The organism is Vibrio sp. Vb1127, assembly GCF_033338735.1.
GTDB classification, from domain to species: Bacteria; Pseudomonadota; Gammaproteobacteria; order Enterobacterales; family Vibrionaceae; genus Vibrio; species Vibrio alginolyticus.
Window position 1 is genome coordinate 39,387 of record NZ_JAWOTF010000016.1, and the last position, 19,790, is coordinate 59,176.

A 19,790-nucleotide genomic window follows, 5' to 3' on the forward strand; every position below is an offset into this window, starting at 1 on the left:
TGTTATCTTGTAATCTCCATAGTTTCTTGCTCTTTGGAGTTCATATCAGAACGCGAACCATCACCTCTTCGCAATGTTGCTCTCCATGGCTTATCTAAATCAATCTCCGTTTTTAAAGGAGTACTAATTTCAGTTAGATTCTCAAATGCTTTAGCTACGAAGTAGCTGTATGGCTCACGTTGATTCTTCTTCGCTGTTCGAGGCATTTCTTTTGCAGCTTGTATTTCACGTTCTGCTACCAAACCAGCTGCTGCAGATTTTAAACTTGAAATCTTTAAGGACTTTTGTGTCCCATCTAGTGGGTCTTCATACAGTAGATTTTGTCTACTACTAGGGTCATTCTCAATAATACCTTTCTCTTTAAGATCGTTAACTACCTTCCTTACTCCAGTTTCGTGCAGTCTGGTAGCAACTTTGTTGTAGTATTTAGATAGTTCACCTGTATTACCCACAGGGCTATTCCATATGCCGAAAAGAGCTTGCCTAAGCGTATCCTCAGGTATTTGACGTTTTTCAATAGCGTCCTTTAGACAAATTCGACTAAAGTATATAGGGTCATTAGCGCCCTTAATTGGGCTTGAAGGCGTGGTAAGATATTCATGTACCTTTGCGTGTAGCTTTTTATCAAGAGCAGAAAATTTCGTCACGTAGCCTTGCTCATTGCGTGTAGATTCGATCATCATCCCCACTCTAGCTTCAGTCGCCAACCAATTGCCTATTTCACTAGCTTTAGATGCATATTCTTGTTTAGCTAAGTTGTCTTCAGGTTTTTTTATTGATACCAATACTTCAAGTGCTTTTTGAGTTAGCTCTTTGGTATCTGATTCTGGAGATGTCTTTGATGCGTATAGGAAGGCTGCTTTCTTTTGTATAGCTGACTGTCCTTTGTCGCCTACAAGTTCATTAGCAAGTTTCACATAAGCTTTTACATCAGGATTATCATCGAAGTCGAAGTCATTAATATTGACCTTTGTTGTCTCCGAGAATGTTTTGGTTACAACCTGGATAGGCTCCTCTGATTGGTTAGTCACTTCTACTTTATGTGGTGTCTCAATTCTACTTTTAACGTCATGGACGTCTATGGCATTTTTGGCTGCACTCTCAGCTATGTTTGTAAGTAGTCCAGTAAGATGGGCCACACTCTCCTTATCTGAGGATTTGAGTGACTGAAGTACTTTTAAAAGTTCCTTTTCTATCTCACTTTGGTGTTGTCCATTTCTGGATTCATCCTTTATCTCGTTTGCAGGAGCTGTATTTTCTATGTCAGGGCTTGTTGTGTCTTTTGACGGTATCGCATCTGAGGATGTCTGTTCACTATTAGGGTTATAGGAAGAGGAAGTACCATCAAGGTCTGGTGCAACATCTAGGTTCGCATTAAAGTTTTGGTTCTCAGAAAGCGCAATTTCCTCAAACATTTCGACTTGCGCCTGGATTGAGTTTGCGGCTCGTTGTTCATTCCAAGCTTTCTGCTTAGATTTATCGAATATAGACGTTAATTGTTCTGTTGTTGGCACATTAACATCTGGAGCTTCTACGTCTACTAAAGGTAAATCGATTTCACTTCTAACATTCAAAGTAGAGGCTTCTACAGTGGTTGTTGATTTCCAATATTTCGAACTATCGGCCCAGGCACCTACCGTCGTAAAGCTTGAAATTCCAACAAAAGTATCTTTTGGTGTGAACTGGTCACTAAAGTTAATACTTGTAGCATTTAGTTCATCTAACACTAGCTGACTTAATGATTTTGCCCCAGTATTAGTTTTTATTACTTGTTCATCGCTGTTTGGTGGTCTTGTTGTAGAGTTGACAAGCACATCTGTCGTTCTATCAATCTTCTCCATAGATTGCTCAGCCAAGGAACGCTCGCCTACCCCTGTAGTTTTCTGATGCTTAAGATCCAGTCCATCGGACTTGGGGTCAACTTGACCCAATTCAATACTTACGTCATTGATTGTCGTATCTATACTGTGTCTTTCTGCTTGACTTACAGATGATGGCTGTTCGTTAGATACGGATTGGACTTCCACTTCTTGGTCAGCTAACTCAAACAAATCTATTGTGCCCTGGTTTTCAACATGTTCTGAGCCAGCAACACTAATGGTTTGCTCTTCCTCATCTATGCCGAAATCATCAAGACCCCATTCAACGTCTTCCATACCTGAAAAATCAGGCATATCGCTCTCTAATGGGTCGATTGTTGAGGGTTTAAACGATGGGGCGTCAAGTTCAGATAATTCATCCAACCAGTCATCTGCATTATCGAGTAATTCTGGGCTATCCGTTTCTGCCTCAACCTCAATGCTCTCTTCCAGGTTATGATTGCCGTGAGTGAGTTCATCGGACCAAGCGTCAGGGTTAGTCAGTTCTTGCTCGTGGTTTACAGGCTCGTTGTCTGTTTCTAGGTCAATAGCATCAACTATATTTTCTTTGAGCTGTTCTAACTGGGCTCCCTCTATTTCAGGTTCCAGTTCATTCATGTCAAGGTTAGCTAATGTGTCAATATCAAAGTTGAAATCATCGACAATGGGTTCTATTTCATGTGTGGTTTCAATAAGATCATGGTCCAAGCCTGTATATTGTTCTCTGAAATCAATATCGAAGCCACCATCGGCAGCAAGCTCTGCGAAGTTGGTACTATCTAAGGTTAATTCATTATCGTTATCTAAACCTTCTGTATGGGCGTTTTCGATGTTGTATAGCTCAATTAAGCTAAGAGTCTTTGTCGGCTCTCCAGTTGATGCATTAACCCAGCTACCCTCTTGGTTCAACATTATCGGGGTATCATTTGATATTGGGAGTTCGTACGTCCCCCAATCTGTTGAATCAATTTGTACTAAGCAGGTTTCTAGTTCTCGAGAAAGTTGACCAGGTTCCTCTTGCAGTGGTGCTTTTGGCTGCAATAGCGGTAAATCCACAGGGTCGATTGTTGTTGATATAGGCGTTTCACCATGCTTTGAAATATAGTAAACGGTTGTAGGTATGGTGAATTTAGTGCCATTCAATGCGTCAATTTTATTCTCTGCAAGAGCCAATGAATCGAACTCATAGTTACCGTTTACAGCTCCATTAGGTGCAAATGATTTAACTGTGTAAGGTTTTGACTGCCGCTCAGCGGGTTCGATATAGAAGTTTTGATCTGCACTAGAAAAAGCAGATGTATCGATATCAATAATGTTTGGTTGAGAGCTGATTCTGTCAAGCTCATAAGCAACTTCATTACTGTCAATTTCTAATTCAGTTACTGGTTCAAGTTCGTTTGTCGTCGTACAATTTATTTTGATTGTCTGATTTGAGTTTTCGAGCTTTGCTTGTATCGACCTTGGGTCCACTAATGTAGACATTACTTCCGATACGCTGAGGCCGAATTCTTCCTCAAATGTCCTTGAAGTAGTTCTGTCTGGCTTACCATCTGCATCAATATCTCGTAATACAAAGTTTTGATCAGTAAGCCACTGATAATTATTGTTACTAAAATATATTGATTCGACTACAGCGTTGATGTCTTGTGCAAGGTCTGCTCTGCTGTTGTATCTCGGTTGTTTCAGCCCTTTGCTACCTCCGATAACAAGCTCACCATCTTCAGAAACTCTTATTGGTCTAGCAAATGTTCCCGTTTCATTCTCAACAAGCAAAACGACATCATGGGCCAATTGAATATCCCTAATATCGTTGTATGTATCTGCGGAAGTAAAAGGTACTTTTGATTCCTCGTCAAAGCATCTGTATGTTGAACCAACATATTCGAGAGCTTTGGTGTAAGCACTATCAAGGTTTTTTTCAGCTTGAGAAAACTTCTCATAAGCTATCTGAACTGCGTGTCCCTTTTCAATTTCTAGGTTTATTAAAATTTCTTTAGCGGTGTCTGCTTTCTCAATAGTTTGCCAATCTCCGTCGATGTGACGTTGTAGCGAATATGACACTATTCGTTCTATATTATGTTCATTAGGAGCTACGTTAGCTTCTTGAACAGGTAGCTCAGAGACTCGGTGATCTATTCGCTCTTGTTCTACGGATACTGCTTTTGGAGTTTCGAATTGCATTCCAACGGGAAAGCTAGTGGTTAGTAGGGTCCCATCGATGCCATATGCATCAAAGATATCAGTGAATTTATCTCTTTCTGCATCCAGAAATTTCCTGGGAGCGACATACTCTTTTGATGGTGTAGTATTGTTGCTTATTACCAGCTCTAACTGGTCTCCCATAACTTCTATAGCTTTATCATATTCAAAAATATCGAATAAATTATTGTAGTCTGTAGCCTTAATTGCAGTGGCTTCTGGAAGTACATCTAACTTTTCCCAATCAACGCTAAAGCTTTTTACCCCAAATTCGTCGTAAGCTTGAAGAGCGACCTTCGCGCCTGTATTCAAATTAAGAGCTCTAATCGAGTGTTCACTCGTAGGGGCTTTTAAAAAACAGTCATTATCTGAGGCGTTTAATAGGGGGTTGTTAGGGTAGTCCTGGCTGTACCGCTTTATTGCGTGAGAGATATTATTAGCAAACATCGCACAAACAACAGCAACATCTAAACCACGTTCCTTAGCGGCGATAAACAAAGACCCTCCATTAGCAAAGCCTTCACTCGTTATGATCGTTGTCTTAGGTGTAATATTGCCGAGTTGAACAAAATTGTTTTTCATGTCGTCATTCATGACTTCAAACATTTTGTTAGTGGGATTTTCTTTGTTCCAGGGAGAGCCATTATGGGCTAAGAACTGTAACCCTCTAGTCTCCTCCACATTAGGGCCCATTTGAATGCTAACCGCTGGTTGGTCGTATAAAGATGTTAGTCTCATCAGACCATGGAGTTCTGGATAGTTTAGTAAGGCCTCCAAATGTTTTTTTTGGATATAAGTGCCTTTTACGGAATCTTTAGTGAGTTCTGGTTTTTCGAAATTGGCATCAATTAAGGTTTTAACCTCGATCTCACGTTTAGCGTTAGCTTCAGCTATCTCTTGCATCTTCTGTTGATGCTTAAGCTCTGCTTCTTTTGCGGAGGCAGCTATTTTATCCGCTAGTTCTTTTTGACGAGTTTCGTGAGCAAGACGAGCTTGCTCAGCTGTTAGGTTTGCCTCGTTACCCAAAGGGGCACAAGGTAGACGTTCGCACCAGCCTTTGAAGTCAGGTTTAAAACTGATAAATGTAGAGTCTCGACCTATAAGCGAAATACCGACGGCAAGTGAGACCGTTGGCGTTATGTCACTCGGATTTTTGTCGTTGTAAAAAACCCTAATCCCAGCTGCAACCGACCATTCTGACTTTTTACCGCCTTTGTGGTGGAATTCCTTAGCGATACCTCCGACTTTTGCACCATTTTCACCAATAGTTGGAGAGTCAGCGTATGAGTTTAGGTCAATGTCAAAATCAACGCGCTTACCACTAGAGCTTGTGTACTTTTGACTATCTGCGTAACTTTGTATCTCACTTAAGTGCTCTTGAAACATATTTTTACCAAGAAGCTGCAGTGATTTAGTGTCTGCTTGATACGTTTCGCTCAACATTAGCTCATAAAGTTCAGCTTTGTGTTGATACATTTGAGCAGGATTAGCTAGTTCATTTTCATGAACCCCGTTATTTAGAGACTTTATGTTTTCTCTAACTAGCTTCTCTAATCTAAAAAGTGAAGAATGATCTATGTACCCAAGTTTAACTGCTTGGCTAGAGAACTCACTTAAAAGTGAATCTTGAGCTTTGTGAGTTTTATCTAAGATTGATGCTGAGTTGTGTTCTGGACTAAACCTACGTTGCCATGCTTCATATGCTTTGTTTTTAGCGGCCACATACTCAGGATTTTTATATACATCGTCTCCGGTAGCCCTGAGCTCACTTGCAATTTTTCCGAGCTTTTTACGCTCTTCAAAGAATTCAGAAATACCATTTTTTGAATAGACTTCAAATCCAGATGTTAGATGGATGGCCAATGCAGCGGCTTTAGCCCAATGAACTTCTGCAAATTCCCTCGAATAAGTTTCATTGAGACTTTTTGACTTTCCATTCACGTAATCGGAAAGCTTTAAACTAGCACCCATTGAGTTCTTGGAGCGTCCGAATGGATGTCCATAATCTCTCAAAATAGTTTTGTTACGGTCTTTTTTAGTGGCATAGACCGTGCCTCGGAGACTTGCTTCTAGTCTTTCTACAATGTTACTAGGTGTATTGTGATTCATAGTTCCCCCTACTCGCTAGTTTCATGTTCAATTTGGATAGGTCTAACGAGTTGCCCAAGTGCATGAGGTTCGCTTTGTCTATAAATAGATTGTTTATACGTGAATTTTTTTAGTGCGCCTGACTCTGTGGCCGAATAAACCCATCCGAACACCATAAAGCCATTTTGTGCTGCAATCAGTGCAGTATTGGCAATGAATTCGCTAGAGATTTCTCCAATTATTAGGAACTGCATACCTGAAGAAGCGTACTGTGAGAGTAAACTATTGATATCACCTGAGAGGTTTGTGTGAACAAGATCTGTTAAGTAGATAGGAAATGAATCTTCATACGCTAGAAATGTATCTCCATTTTCTTCATTCAAATGCTCTCGTACGCTATTGATCATTCCACCAAGTGGATCTTGTTTAATACTCCCGAAGCTTAACTGAACAATTCCCTCTTGAATTTCAGGAGTGCTTGTCTGATTTGTCTCTATCTCAAACTCAGATGTGTACATCATGTCCAAAATTAGGGTATAGCCGCCAGGGATAGGGATTGAGTTTATTTTAATGCCGCATTCAAAGCTTTCATCAGTATGTTCTGATGTAAGCATTTCTATAACCGTGAAACCTGAATACGGGGTTTCATTTAAAGCTTTGGTAGGTATGCCGGATTCTTGCAAAAATAGCTTTAACCCCTGATACATACCTAGAGAAGTCCAATCAAAAGATTCAGTAACCATTTGATTTAGACAGACGACTCTATTGATAGAGCTATCTATAATATTGAAGTGGATCTTGTGTATCAGGTGCTTTTCCGCAAAAGAAAGAAATTCAATACACCCTTCGGCCTGATGTGGTAATTGGTCTTCATATAGCTTTTCATTAACTTTCGAGAATACACTGGAGTCTATCCTAGAAAGGTTACGAACAATCTCACTTTCAGGTGCTATGGCTATATAGTAGTTATTTGCCATGACTTGTTCTTGTATGGCGATCCCTGTACCGGGAGCCGATGATTCGGTGGCTGTTGTAGGTAATAAGCCAGCGCAATCAAGCCAAAAAACGATTTCGTTAGAGTGGTTTTTGCTACTAATATCGAGCTGTAGTTGATAGTAATCATTTTCGCTAGGCAAAAATATTATGGGTTTATTGTTTAGGTTCAGAACAATTGATTTACCATCAGTGCAATAGTCATAGAGGTCCTTATACTTGTAGGCTTCTTTGTTTATTTCTAGTTGATACAAGCCATTGAAGTAAGGTACTCCTGATTTCAAGATAGATAACTTTTCTTTACTCATATTTAGGTGAGGAAACTGAATGCATAGTTCTTCAAGCGTCATATTGTTAAGCAAACCTAAGTCAACGCTATCTTCAATGTATTGATCTAGTAAACCAATGTGCTTTGCGATTCCGAAGTGCGAAAGCTTGCTGGTCTCTTGATGGAATCCTAGAAGAAATTTAAAGTTTGTTGGTACGTTTTCACTTTCCATTAACTCAATAAAATTGCTCATCGTTAACCTCTTCCTAACCCAAGCATGTTGATGGTTGTGTTAATTGTATTTGTAATGTTTTCAACAGTTTTGTGCATGTTTTCCGCAGCTTTCTGGACAATCTTGCTAGTCTGCATACCTACTTCCTGAACGTTTTCTCCAGAAAGTAATTTAGTTGCAGTTTCAAGTGATTTTTTACATTGGGATAGCTTGTCTTGGCCTACGGCTTTGCCTAGTTGGTCAATCGCATTAGGACCAAGGTTGTCCAATCCCTTTTGAACTTTTGAAACACTTTTATTTAGGTCACTAGCTATCTTCTCGAAGTTTTTCTCAGCTTTTTTAAGTGTTGAAGCTGGTGCTCCTTCTGCAATCAGTCCTTTTAGGTCCAGGTAGGACTGTTGAAGATCTCTTGACCTATCAATGACACTGTTGATTTGTTTCAACCCTGGCTGTTCTCCTTTTAATTTGTTGTAGGAGTTTGTTAAGAAAGAAGGCCCACCTTGAGCTTTGGAGCCGTTATGGTTGAGGTTAAATAGGCCATAAGAGTTCCTATTTGTATTTATGTTTTGGTTGTACTGGTCGACCTTCTTGTTTTCTTTATTTTGTACACTATCCTGCTCCCTTCCGTTTTCCTTACTTGGTGGGGTAGTTTTTTTTCTATTATTTGGTTTCTCTTCATCCTGTTTAGGAACGTTTTCATTCTCAACATTACGTTCAATAGTTGCTGGTTGGTCTGGGGATGCAGTTTTTTGTTCTGGGGGTTCTTCTTTTGTTTTTATATGCTTTTCCTCAGCAGGTTCAGTATGCTTCAATACATGCTCTTCAGTTGAAGGTGATCCTTTTCCTACGGAGTGCTCAATAGCTGAATTTTTTAAGCTCGCAGCTACATTTGTAATACCACCAGCATCGATACCAGTACTTTCAATGTTAACGGTAGGTGAAAATGAATACCGTTTTATTGGTGTGTCAGGTGTTATTTCTGATATTGGAGTGAAGTTGATAGTTTCTGGTAAATTGGGAGCTACAGAAGAGGTGCTTAAGCTCTGTCCTTGGCTTGCGAATTCAAAGTCAGGTGTTTCAAGCCTAATAGACTCTAGCGGGATGCTGTTAATAAGGTCTGTTATTGAGTGTTTGTTATAGTCCATTTTCTGCTAACTCCGCTAAAATTTGAGTCTTAAGAGCAAGGTTGGCTTCTCTTGTAAGTAGTGATTCGTAGTAGGCCAAAAGGTATCTTGCTAATCGTGCTGATTGAATTGCATCCATCCGAGCAACACTTTCGCTGGTCGGCCTAGGAGACAGCCCATTAACTGTCTCTACAGGCATTCCTAAGGATTTCATATCGCTAAGCTCTTCCGTTCTGCCTTGCCATATATCTGACTGAATAGAGTTCATATCGCTCAATTGGGAGCGTTTTATATAACTCGATTTCATAGTGGCAATCGCTAAGTCACTTCGAAGGTATCTATTCAGTTTTCTAGTTAATCTGAGTTCATCGTCAGAACCTTTCATGTCTTTTGGGTGAGGGATCGTAGATTGATTTTGAGTTGTTAATAGACCAACTAACTGATCCATAGCTAAACGGTCTTCGTGCGATAACTCACTCAATACTGCTTGCCCAAAGGTGTCATTTAGAAGGATTGTGTATTCTTCGTGAAGGTTAGGTGCGCCAATAGGAGCTCTATGAGATATGCTGGACTTAAGGTTATCAAAGGTTTCTTCGGCTAGTTTTCCAGGAAGTACCTTCTCCCCCTCAATTACTAGTGAACTAGTTAGGCCATCATCATCAAAGAATAGACAGCCTTGTTCATCAAAATTAGCTACATACGCCCTCTCAACAAATTCACAAAGGCCTGGTGTAACTTCCATCTTTGATTGCATTAGCAAATTGTGCGTTTCAGAGTGACTACCTGATACAGTAGCTGTATGGAAAGCTTTGAGGTTGTCGTCGTTTTGGAATGATTTAATCGCGTTATTGATCTCGTTTGCCATTTCTTGAGACTTAGTCAGCGCTCTTTCAGCTGCTGTCATACCATCAGTGGCTGTTTGACTAGCTTTTTGACCTGTTTTGGCTGGATCTACAATCGTCCAAGCTAAGAATGCATGGCTTGTGTACGGAATGAATGCAACTATAGCCACCCCAATTGTAAAGAATTTCTTCATCTTTCCACCCCAATAGAAATGTCTAATGCTGGGTTAACCACTATTTCGTTATCTGGAATTAGATTGTGCTTGTAGGTTGTCTGGTTGATTATCTGGTTTTCAACACGATTACTTAGCATTGATTGCGTGTTAGGTACGGCCAAACCTGACGAAGGTTCGAAGAGATAGTCTGTTCTATCTAATAACAACGGAATCTGATGGGCATTCGGTGAATTGCTGCTACGATGGTGTTCAACAGATCGCTTAATAACACTATGTAGTTCATTCAGCTGTGCAACCCTTAGCCATGTCTTAAAGTTTTCACTAGGTTCGCTTTTATCAAGACGAATACCGTGCATCTCTATTATGGATAGAAGGGACTGTTGCTTTGGCTTGCTCCAATCAATTTCATGGGGGAGTTCGAGCGATGTTATATCCCCATCTTCATCAATAGAAACAATAGGCAGCTGGCAGTCAAACGTAGATGTTCCGTTAAGAGCATTAGCAGCCATGTAAGACGAAAGCATCAACTCATTCGTGTTCCAGTTAACTGCAAATTGAAGGTGTTGCTTTTCATTGATAGTTAGACCTAATGACCTACTAATTGAATCAAAAACATGGTCTTGTAGGCTATCTTCTAACCTCATGTTTGCCTCGTTGCGCGGGGGGTAATAGTTGTATAATATAAGACATTCATCAATTAAAAACAATGGTGTCAAATGGGTGACTATGAGGGAAATGCAGCCTGGATTGCTGCAGTTAGTGGGCGAGCAGACATAGAGCTATACTCTATCTTCAGCCTAGAAATTAAAGAAGTGTCGGAAGGTAGAATAGGACTTTCAAGGAGTATGTCTTCTATGATTGCTTATTCTATTGATTCAAAACACAACCACTATTTAGGTTGGCCACTAGGTGAAGTTTGGGATGCTGTAAAGAAAATTGAGTTTACCGGGTTCAAAGTAGAACCAACACCACTCTCTTTATCAAGTAGTCACGAATTGCAATTGCATTATGAAGTCGAAACGGAGGTGATTGTTTCTGAACGATCTCGCAGAGGGGTTCATAACATGACAAAGAGTGAGAATCGTCAACTTCATATGTGCCTACCTGTTACAGCAAGCGTTGGTAACAAGTTAGAATCTGCCTCTCTAATTACTCTAGTGCCATATGACGGTAATCATGAGTCTGACGATGCGGATGCAATAGTAGTAACTCCCATAGATTAGACTTTTATTATATTGAATAAAAATTTGGCCCAAGATGGGCCAAATAAAGTTTCAGGGTTTGGGATGATCTCTAAAGTTATTATCTAGTTACTAACTTTCCTTTCGTTTTAGTAGATCGAAAATTGTTCTATCACTTCTCATAACTCCGCGAATATAACCCCTTTCACTTGCTGGAGTGTCTTCGTCTCCCCAAACTAGGTAGGGAGTTCCACCTGCGAACATTAAATCGCCCAAAATCTTGAATTCCCTCATTTTAGTTTCACAACTCTTCGAAATGTTACTTGGAAAGTTTCTTAAGCTCTTAGTAGAAAAGAGTTCATTGTATGCGGCTTTATTATCATCAGAGCAGTATCCATTAAGCACTAACTCACCAAAGCTATTAAGGGGCTCTTGGTGAGTACGATATATATACTGATCGACTGTAAAGTTATTCTCGAATGGGTAATCAATAATCCGTTTTCTAGGATAAGGCATGTAACGTACCTTTACACCCTCAGCATTTAAAGAAGGAATTAGAGTATGTAGCTGTTTACATACTGGACAACTAAAATCGGTAGCAACTGTCAAAGTTCCCTTATAAGGGACATCTGCATCATTTTCATAAACAATAAAGCTATCATCATCTATTGCTGGAAGAAGCATCGGAGCGTATGTAGGTCCTAACTTTTGACGCATATGAGGCTCGATGTTCTTTAATTCATCCATGATTGTGTTAGATGTTTTTTCGGAGCTTACGCTTGGAATAGATGACTGAGTTACGGGTTGTTGTTTGCTAGAATCAGAACTTTCTTGATGCTCAAGCTGTTCTTGTTTCGCTTCCATGGCCAACTTTCTTTTGATTAACGCCTGAACTCCTGGAGATTTACGTAAAATCTCGTTTATCTTTTCTTCATGAGAGCTGTTTAAGTTGGTGTTATGTTCAGAAGGTTCAGCTGGAATTGGTTGAGGCTTGGGCTTGGTGTCGCTCAATTTGACTGAAGCTTTATGACTGCTATCTGTGAAAGCAACTATTGCCTTCTCTTTGGTGATTATTGACTGTATCTCATCCTTATGTGCGCCGAATATACGACCAAGGATGTTATCGCCATTGGACAGATCAATCATTTTCCCCTTAATTGCAAAGTTAACATCGCTATCAACAATGAATGTCCCTTTGTTTGTGAAGGCGGCATAAAGGTTAGTGTCTTCCATGATTTTAATTATTTTGTATGTGGTTACACTCATTTTTTCTTCAACGAGTTGTTCAATTGGCAAAGTACTCGAGCCACTTACATAAACCTCACTTGTTGGATTACTCTTTATAGGTGCTTTATCAGTTTTATACTCAGCAAAAGCGTAGAAACTGGCTAAGGCCATTAATGATAGTGCTAAACCTTTCTTTTTATGGAATTTGATCATGATTACCTACTCATCGTTAAATTATCAAACAAGGTGTTGGCCATGTTGTTAGTGATAGTTAGTTCCGTCCCATCTACTTTATGGTTTACTCGTTGGGTGATTGGATTTTGACGCATCTCTATATGTTCTAAGAGAGAAGGGAAAAGACGCTTAGTGATAGAAAACTGAAACTTTAGAGCTTCTTTGTTCAGTTGTGAGTTAATGTAAAAAGCTGAGCTAAGGGAACTACAAAGAGTTGGGCTGGTAGAAGGCTTATATAGGCCAAGTTCATTTAAGCTTTGTAAGATCTGGATATCTGGGGAGCTGCGTTTTAAACCAGGCTGAACTAGTTCTTCAGTTGACAAAATAGGTCCACCAGCATCAGCTAGATACGTCTTTTTATCGCTCAAGCCCAAAGCACTTTTTGTAAATTCAGTTACCATTTCTACTTCTGAATGTTTGCTGTACACGGAACGATGATCAACGACATAAATAGCTGAGTGGGCTTGGTTTCTTTCTGTTAATGCCGCAAATCTTTCCATGTCTATAGCTACACAAAGCTCGCTTAGGGTATCTTCTACGGAGTTCTCTGCACTTGGATACCAATAATTCTCGGTCACACGCCCGTATGAAAGCTTTCCAGATTGATATAAGTCTTGAAGATTATTTGCGATATCACAGACAGGCGTATCGTAGTGTATTGCTACGTTCTGGTAGATGTTTAAGGTTGATGGCGGTTTCGTTGGAACTTCAACTAATTCAGACTCGGCTGACTTTAGGGAAGTGTTGTAAGTTAGGGCTTTAACGGAACTTTCATCATCTAAGAATGTAGCTACATTAAGAGTAGGTGTATCCATTAAATGGCTTGCAACCATTAACTTATGAATACTCGTTGGTCCAATACCCTGATTAATACCATAATTGGCTACTTTAAGATTTAATAGTCGTTCTGTATGTGCTTGTGCTACAACGTCTAGGTTTATTGGCCTAACCTTACTCAGTGCTGTTTTTATGCCTAAAGGTGATAACTCACTCAGATCGGCTTTCACAAGTGAACGACCATATTGATTTGCTATGGTTTGCAATTGGTAGGCGATGTACTCTCCTTGTTCGTCAGCATCTGTCATAGCGATAACATTGTCTGAGCGTTGAATTTGAGTAGACAGATACTGGTATACGTCAGAGTTCCTTGGGGACCACTTTAGAGAAGGGTCTCCGACCTTAAAATCGAAAACTCTCCCCATAGTAAATCCGCAAGTAAACTCTTCTTGAATACCTAGTGCACCTAGAGCCAAGTTAACTTGCTTCGATTTAAGGCTGCTTTCAACAAGTATTAAATTCACATTACCACCCTTTTTTCACATCCCATTTTGGTTTGGTAGATTGGTTGGTATCTCTTGATGAACTAGGAAGGTTTTGTTCAGATTGAGGGTAAACGGCTTGTCTGCTTGTACCGTTTCTACAAGGTATTAAGTTACCTTCAGAGTCAAAGAAACTGTCTAACTCTGAGCATATTGGCAAAGTTGGGTCTTTCTCAGGGTCATAAGGTTCTGGGTCTGGTTCAGTTACCTCTCCTTCATCATCCTTACAGTATGTAATTCCATTTTGTGTATAACATTCTCTGTCTCCATGATCAGGGTCTTCTATGTCTATAATGTCACCGCCACCATTCCCATCAGACGCACATTCGTACGAAACCAGTTTTCCCTTGTCGTCATAGACAGGGCAAAATTTACTTTGCATCTCAATTTGATCATCGAAGATGCCTTCCATCAAATTATCTAGGTCGAGGTCTACACTATCTGGAATCGCATCAAGTACAGGGCCAAGTGCGTCGTCAATGCCTTGCTGCCCAATATCCTGAATGGTATCGCATAGAGCTCCTTGTAAACCATCGAGGCTAAACGAAGGTAGACCTGGCAAACTAAAAGAGAAATCACACCCTTGAGTCGGGTCTATATAAGCAAATGGGTTTCCCATCTTAGGATTGCTTGTATCTACGTCACATATACCAGCTGAAGGTGCTGGCAATGAGACTTTTTGTCGACATACCCTTGCTGCTTCACTCTTAAAGGGAGTGACAGTTGCAATGACTGAAGCTAGAAGTGCAAAACGAATAATTTTATTATTATCCATCCTTAGTATTCTCCTGAATTAATCTTTTGTGAGTTGCCAGTGCCAATCGAGTTGCATCCTCACTCATATATTGCTTGTCGAATTCGATTAGAAAGTTGAAGAGGTTTAATCTTGTGTGAAGAATTTTGGCAAACTTATACCGGTTTCGGTTTTCTATACTTTGACTCGCTAGAGTTTGGTTCGCGTGGATAGAGACAATGTAATTCCATTTGTGATCGTTTTGACTAAAAGCCCCCAGCCAACCAAAAGCAGCTAAAGACGTTTTTAGCGGTAAGCACCCCAAAATTACGAGTAACCGATCGGCTTGCTCTTGCACATCCTGATTCAATGGGAAATTTGCTAATTGAGGTAGGTTTTCAGCAATGCGATTAAGTTCTCTTAATGATGGAGACTGATCCTCAACAACCCAGCTTTCTCTGGCCTCAAAGGATGAAATGCTGCTCATTACTTTTGGCTCAACCTCTTGCCAGTATTCATCTATCCATTTTTTATCGAACGTTAGTCTAATCATAGGTGACTTTTGGGTTTTGCTGATGTTGTTTTTTATTGTAATATGACATTAGTTTCGAGTCTATTAGAGGTTGAAATGAAATTCAATAACTCAATTATCGGCCCATTGGTCGACCCACAAATGCATATCTTAAGAAACCACCCTGCCTCGAATCGCGAGGTTGGACTAAACGATGCAAAGTTCGAACATATGTGTCTGCAAATTGGTGTTTCAGAATACGCATTGAATACGGATAGGGCGTTGAAGACTGGTCATTCTATTGAACATACACAAGTGCCTGAACTCGACTTCTCCGAACTATTCAACGAAGCAACTCCATCCAAACCATCAAATGATGGAAACTCACCGTCTCAACCAACTCAAGACCTATCATTTGATATTGGTGGGTTTGATTTATAGAGAGCACGCTAATGTTTAAGAAAACGTTATTAAGTTTATCCCTGGCGGTCTTATTGCCAGGGACAGCAAACGCCGTAATCTGTACAGACCCAACAGGCTTAGGTCAGATAATCAGCCAAAGTGCTCAAGATGCGATGTTATGGGCTGAAGAAAAGGGTTTAAAGATTTCTGAAATGACAATGACAGAACTAATGGAGGAATGGAAAGCATCTCAAGATACGATGCGCGAACTCGCATCAACACAGGCCATTTCTAACAGTGTTTCGGAAACTTCTAACCTTGAGCTTCAAGCAAAGATGGAACCCTCACCATTGATGTGTGATGGCATAGCAGCGGTGTCTGCACTTTATGAAGCTACAGATGACTTTTATTGCGAAGCCCAGACAAATAGCCTTGATTTTGCTGTGCAGCTTTCAGATGAAATTGATTGTGAAGGAGATAGATGTGAAACAGGGCTGCAATCATTAGCAGATGAGTCTGTATCACTTTTAGAGGGCGTTACGCATGGAGATACTGTTGAACTCGATTTATTAAATATAAAAGGTGTTTTACCCGGCATGGGTGAAGGTGGCTACTCCAAATCAACTGATGAGAAAGAGCGCACTGACACCATGCTTAAAGTACTTTTTAGCTCCGGTGAAATAAATAAAATGCCCCGCGGTGAGAATAACCAAGTTATCAATGAAAACTCGGGTGCAGATGCAAAGATGGCTTACAACCGATGGCTTAAACGTCATCTAAGAACTACAGCTGGATTTAATACAGCTCTTAGAGTTAACGGGCTCACCAACCCTCGTGATGAAAATGGGCGCCCTATTCAATCTATTCTTGAGCAAATAAAGGCTGATATTGATTTCTATAACTCTCCTGAGCAAATAAAGCTCTACGGAAATGGTGGTGACAAGTCTTGTTATTCACGCAAAGCCGCAATGGTAAATACCCAGCGTGAAATGGATGATTGGTTAAACACACCAGCTGGTCAAGCTTGCAAGGCTAATTTTACCACTGTGGAACAAGTCCAAAGAATGAACGCTCAAATTGATGCAAGGGTCCTTGCTCTGCTGGGTCATATACTGGATTCCCAGTTATCAAGCGAATTCAATTTAGGCTTACAAACTCAACTGCTAAATGAAATAGCTGGAAATGCAAGGAAATACTAATTATGGCTGTAGAGGTCACTGACGTTCTAGAGCGGTTTCTGACGCATGAATTTGTCATTTTAGTTGATGGAATAATCCTAGTAGCTCAGGGGCTGGGTTTATATCTATTTGTCCAGGGTGTCTATTTATGGCTTGCCCTCATGAGGACAAGAACGTCGTCCCCCATGGTTAGCCAAATGTATGGAAGTCCTCCCTCACCTAAATTGATAATGGCAGTTTTTATAGCTTCAGCATTTATGTGGAAATTTGGAGAAGGAATAGCTGCTTGGGGGAGTCTATTTTGGCATGGTTCAGGATTAGATTTTAGCACTCCCTATTCTGCGGCAATGTTTGATGACATAAGTCAGCGAGCTACTAACCTAGTCAATGTTTCTACCGTAGGAACGGGGATGCAAACTCGTTCTATTGCTATACGAGCTTGTTTTGCGGTCATGTCTATTTACGGAGTTATATCTTACTTCAGAGGTGTGATGGGAATAACTCTCTTAGCCAATCCACAGATGTCAGGACAAATTAAGTTTAGTCATATTGTTGTTCATATGGGGTTCGGAATTTTCCTTGTGTACATCGATTTCTTCTATCAATCACTGAGCAACACTATCACAGCTGCAACCATGAACTGAGGTCCCCTATGGCAACTTGTGCAGATTTTACTCTTACTTGTATAGAGGCTCATGTTCAGACAGGGTCGACAACAAACTTTTTAGCAATTTTATTCGGTGGTTGGGTACATCACCTTTTTGGTAATCAGAGTGTAGAAGCGACATTGACGCCTTTAATGGTCATGTTGGGGGGGCTCAATTTCTTAGCCCTACTCTATGGATCAATAAATGTCATATATAACTCTGGTCACATCATGATGAATGCTGCTGCTACAGGTCATGTCTTTGGGAAAATGTCACCATACGTTCCATTAAGAATTGCAATAGCGTTGGGGTCATTGGCGCCTATGATTCATGCTGCTGGTTCCTTTGTATCGGTAGGACAAGCTTCTGGGATGTATGTAATCGTCCATGGTGCGGGAGCAGCTGATGTATTCTGGAAAGCTGGAGTAAATGATTATGTGAATCATACTGGAGCGCAAATAGCGTCTACGAATGTAGGTGAAGTGTTCTCAGTTGGAGAAACTATGGTTTCTATGCTTTCTTGTGCTGAGTTGTTTGAAAGCTCAAATGATAGAAAATTCACTTTAAAATCGATTAATTCAAATGGGACATCTAGCATATTCCCAACCGACTCATTTCCATCATTTTCACGAATCAGCTCAATGTACCCTAATTCAAGCGGGTCTTCTTCTTCTCTTAATTATGTCGATGAGCCTATAGGAAAGAATGGGGCTGAAAATACTGGCGCTATTTTAGAATTTCGTGGAGGAGCCTGTGGTTCAATCAGGTTTGATTTCGCCCGTAAACCTACTGCTAGCTCATCAGTGGAGCAAAAGCTTGCATATTACTCGAACTACTACGGTACAGAGGCTACGTTCACTTTCATGTCAGAATTACACACGCTTGTATCGAGTATGTTATCGCGGCTGAAGAACGCAGATTTATCAAAATATGTAACGGCAATGCGAAGAAGTGATGACTCTTATTATCGTGAATATTTACTCAATGAATTAGGCTCTAAAGAGTTAGCTGAAAACCTATTCAAAGCGCACGTTGATTTAGCAATGTGTAAGTCTAAAGTTGTAGAGCGCGGTTATATGGGGGAGTTATCTCAGTCTTGGCAGGGTCAATATGAAGCAAGTCGTTGCGGTAGTTCTAAAGCGAATATCAGCATATCAGGCTCATCCTCGCTGGTCGAAGAATTAACAGAAGGGGGCTGGATGATGGCTCCTCTAGCGTTTAGCCGTATGAATGGAATGATGCAATTAGCTTCATCTGGAGTAGGTTTTTCATTAGACAATGTAATGAGTACAAATATACCGGAAAGAACCAGTTTCTGCCGTTCTGTATTCTCATGGATTCCAAGTATAAACCTTTTCGATTCATCTCTTGATGATGAAATAGATGAAGCAAACGAATGTAAGACGTATTGGCTGGCAAGCAATTTTCCAAAGTTCACTTGGGACTTAACTGAACAACTTGCAATGAGTGGAGACATAAAATCAGATTGGCCTGAGGCGCAGAAGTTGAATAACTGGTCCGCACTAATGGCCGTTCACTCGACAAATGAAAACGCAAAAGCAGCGGCGACTGGCAACGAGTCTGCAATAGTATCTGTTGCTTCCGGAATATTAAGCTCAGCTCTAAGCCTTGGTAATTATAATGGTAATCTGGCATCTGCAATAGAAACGCCAGGGATGAGCGGCATTGACTATGATGGAGCTCTATTCGACGTTACAGGGTCTACAAATGCTTTGGCGTTATTATCTACGTTAGGTGAAGCGCTTAAGAACATTTGGTACATCGTTGTATTGGCAACTGAAGGCGCAGATGTCATCAAAGGTGCCCTCGAGAGTTCTGCTTTGTCAGCTCCATTCGCTATACCTTTGGCCTTCTTCGTTAAAACAGTCGCTCCACTGGTTGTATCTAGCCTTATCGGTGCTTTTATTCTAGGTAATGTATTGCCAATGGTGCCAATAATTACATTCCTATTTGTTGTTACCGCTTTTTTCATCATTTGTGCCGAAGCTCTGGCAGGCATTGCCCTGGGCAGTGCTTTATTAGCCTCTGCTGCAGGTGAAGGGCTAATGGCTGTTCATGGTCTAAGAATGGCAGCTCTCTACGGAGCCATATTCCTGAGGCCGACTCTTCATGTAATTGGATTAATGCTTGGTTTTGCAATGTGTAACCTCAGCTTAGCTTTCCTTAATAGCGTTTGGTGGAAGTCCATTGGAGTTAACCTACCCTCCTCTTGGGATCTTTTTGATTTAGTGATGCTTACAGGAGGATATCCAATCGTTCTATTTGGTTTACTTGTTTATTGTCTAAAAGCTCCGAACTTATTTGCCAACAATTTAATGTCTTGGGTTGCTACAGATGCTATTGGTCAATTTGGTGATTCTGATCAGTACCTATCAGCAACGAATGGTACCTTCAACAAAATGTCTGATGCTTTTAATGGTTCACTTCAAAAACAACAACCTCAACAGGATCAGCAAGGCAATGGTAATAATGGCAGTGGTAATAACGGAAATGGAAACACAGGAAATGGTGAAAAGTCTGAACGACCACCAAGTGCAAGCAAATAGGACTATGTAA

At 40.5% G+C, this 19,790-nt stretch carries 14 protein-coding genes; 5 read left to right on the plus strand and 9 right to left on the minus strand.

Features of this window, described 5'->3' with window-relative positions:
* Positions 1-2: 2 nt before the first annotated feature.
* The 5 genes from R7H07_RS18205 to R7H07_RS18225 are packed head-to-tail and all read right to left on the minus strand — an operon-like array spanning position 3 to position 10,425.
* On the minus strand, positions 3-6,167 hold the full coding sequence (locus R7H07_RS18205; RefSeq protein WP_077202327.1) for a hypothetical protein: 6,165 nt from the start codon (positions 6,165-6,167) through the stop codon (positions 3-5).
* An 8-nt stretch (positions 6,168-6,175) separates the two neighbouring features.
* Positions 6,176-7,660 carry a hypothetical protein gene (locus R7H07_RS18210; protein ID WP_025634158.1) on the minus strand — a complete coding sequence of 495 codons (1,485 nt, stop codon included), beginning with the start codon at positions 7,658-7,660 and terminating at the stop codon, positions 6,176-6,178.
* Positions 7,661-7,662: 2 nt separating this feature from the next.
* Positions 7,663-8,784, minus strand: coding sequence for a hypothetical protein (locus tag R7H07_RS18215; protein WP_025634156.1), 1,122 nt, complete (start codon positions 8,782-8,784; stop codon positions 7,663-7,665).
* Positions 8,774-9,799 (minus strand): hypothetical protein, encoded by a 1,026-nt coding sequence (locus tag R7H07_RS18220; protein WP_025634155.1) that lies wholly within the window; start codon positions 9,797-9,799, stop codon positions 8,774-8,776. The genes R7H07_RS18215 and R7H07_RS18220 overlap by 11 nt, the downstream gene beginning before the upstream one ends.
* The gene (locus tag R7H07_RS18225) at positions 9,796-10,425 is read right to left on the minus strand and encodes a hypothetical protein (protein ID WP_025634154.1); all 630 of its coding nucleotides are present in this window, start codon (positions 10,423-10,425) and stop codon (positions 9,796-9,798) included. Before R7H07_RS18225 ends, R7H07_RS18220 begins: the two co-directional genes overlap by 4 nt.
* Before the next feature lie 72 nt (positions 10,426-10,497).
* Between R7H07_RS18225 and R7H07_RS18230 the strand changes: the two genes are divergently transcribed.
* Positions 10,498-11,004, plus strand: coding sequence for a hypothetical protein (locus R7H07_RS18230; protein WP_025634152.1), 507 nt, complete (start codon positions 10,498-10,500; stop codon positions 11,002-11,004).
* A gap of 90 nt (positions 11,005-11,094) precedes the next feature.
* Here R7H07_RS18230 and R7H07_RS18235 read toward each other — a convergent pair whose 3' ends face one another.
* From R7H07_RS18235 to R7H07_RS18250, 4 genes are read right to left on the minus strand one after another with little or no spacing between them, the layout of a single operon-like run.
* Positions 11,095-12,402, minus strand: a complete 1,308-nt coding sequence (locus tag R7H07_RS18235; RefSeq protein WP_025634150.1) for a hypothetical protein — start codon at positions 12,400-12,402, stop codon at positions 11,095-11,097.
* 2 nt (positions 12,403-12,404) lie between these two features.
* A complete protein-coding gene (locus tag R7H07_RS18240) occupies positions 12,405-13,724 on the minus strand; it encodes a toprim domain-containing protein (protein WP_025634149.1) in 1,320 nt (439 codons plus the stop codon).
* 1 nt (position 13,725) lies between these two features.
* The gene (locus R7H07_RS18245) at positions 13,726-14,517 is read right to left on the minus strand and encodes a hypothetical protein (protein ID WP_025634147.1); all 792 of its coding nucleotides are present in this window, start codon (positions 14,515-14,517) and stop codon (positions 13,726-13,728) included.
* Positions 14,510-15,028 (minus strand): hypothetical protein, encoded by a 519-nt coding sequence (locus R7H07_RS18250; RefSeq protein ID WP_025634146.1) that lies wholly within the window; start codon positions 15,026-15,028, stop codon positions 14,510-14,512. The genes R7H07_RS18245 and R7H07_RS18250 overlap by 8 nt, the downstream gene beginning before the upstream one ends.
* Before the next feature lie 75 nt (positions 15,029-15,103).
* Between R7H07_RS18250 and R7H07_RS18255 the strand changes: the two genes are divergently transcribed.
* From R7H07_RS18255 to R7H07_RS18270, 4 genes are read left to right on the plus strand one after another with little or no spacing between them, the layout of a single operon-like run.
* On the plus strand, positions 15,104-15,427 hold the full coding sequence (locus R7H07_RS18255; protein WP_025634145.1) for a hypothetical protein: 324 nt from the start codon (positions 15,104-15,106) through the stop codon (positions 15,425-15,427).
* Positions 15,428-15,438: 11 nt separating this feature from the next.
* Positions 15,439-16,587, plus strand: a complete 1,149-nt coding sequence (locus R7H07_RS18260; RefSeq protein WP_025634143.1) for a hypothetical protein — start codon at positions 15,439-15,441, stop codon at positions 16,585-16,587.
* Between the two features lie 2 nt (positions 16,588-16,589).
* On the plus strand, positions 16,590-17,210 hold the full coding sequence (locus R7H07_RS18265; protein ID WP_025634142.1) for a hypothetical protein: 621 nt from the start codon (positions 16,590-16,592) through the stop codon (positions 17,208-17,210).
* 8 nt (positions 17,211-17,218) lie between these two features.
* A complete protein-coding gene (locus R7H07_RS18270; RefSeq protein ID WP_025634141.1) occupies positions 17,219-19,780 on the plus strand; it encodes a DotA/TraY family protein in 2,562 nt (853 codons plus the stop codon).
* The last annotated feature ends 10 nt before the right edge of the window (positions 19,781-19,790 follow it).

Excerpts from the sequence above, each read along its gene's own strand:
- R7H07_RS18205 (WP_077202327.1), bottom strand. The coding sequence starts at position 6,167 with ATGAATCACAATACACCTAGTAACATTGTAGAAAGACTAGAAGCAAGT.
- R7H07_RS18210 (WP_025634158.1), bottom strand. The coding sequence starts at position 7,660 with ATGAGCAATTTTATTGAGTTAATGGAAAGTGAAAACGTACCAACAAAC.
- R7H07_RS18215 (WP_025634156.1), bottom strand. The coding sequence starts at position 8,784 with ATGGACTATAACAAACACTCAATAACAGACCTTATTAACAGCATCCCG.
- R7H07_RS18220 (WP_025634155.1), bottom strand. The coding sequence starts at position 9,799 with ATGAAGAAATTCTTTACAATTGGGGTGGCTATAGTTGCATTCATTCCG.
- R7H07_RS18225 (WP_025634154.1), bottom strand. The coding sequence starts at position 10,425 with ATGAGGTTAGAAGATAGCCTACAAGACCATGTTTTTGATTCAATTAGT.
- R7H07_RS18230 (WP_025634152.1), top strand. The coding sequence starts at position 10,498 with ATGGGTGACTATGAGGGAAATGCAGCCTGGATTGCTGCAGTTAGTGGG.
- R7H07_RS18235 (WP_025634150.1), bottom strand. The coding sequence starts at position 12,402 with ATGATCAAATTCCATAAAAAGAAAGGTTTAGCACTATCATTAATGGCC.
- R7H07_RS18245 (WP_025634147.1), bottom strand. The coding sequence starts at position 14,517 with ATGGATAATAATAAAATTATTCGTTTTGCACTTCTAGCTTCAGTCATT.
- R7H07_RS18250 (WP_025634146.1), bottom strand. The coding sequence starts at position 15,028 with ATGATTAGACTAACGTTCGATAAAAAATGGATAGATGAATACTGGCAA.
- R7H07_RS18255 (WP_025634145.1), top strand. The coding sequence starts at position 15,104 with ATGAAATTCAATAACTCAATTATCGGCCCATTGGTCGACCCACAAATG.
- R7H07_RS18260 (WP_025634143.1), top strand. The coding sequence starts at position 15,439 with ATGTTTAAGAAAACGTTATTAAGTTTATCCCTGGCGGTCTTATTGCCA.
- R7H07_RS18265 (WP_025634142.1), top strand. The coding sequence starts at position 16,590 with ATGGCTGTAGAGGTCACTGACGTTCTAGAGCGGTTTCTGACGCATGAA.
- R7H07_RS18270 (WP_025634141.1), top strand. The coding sequence starts at position 17,219 with ATGGCAACTTGTGCAGATTTTACTCTTACTTGTATAGAGGCTCATGTT.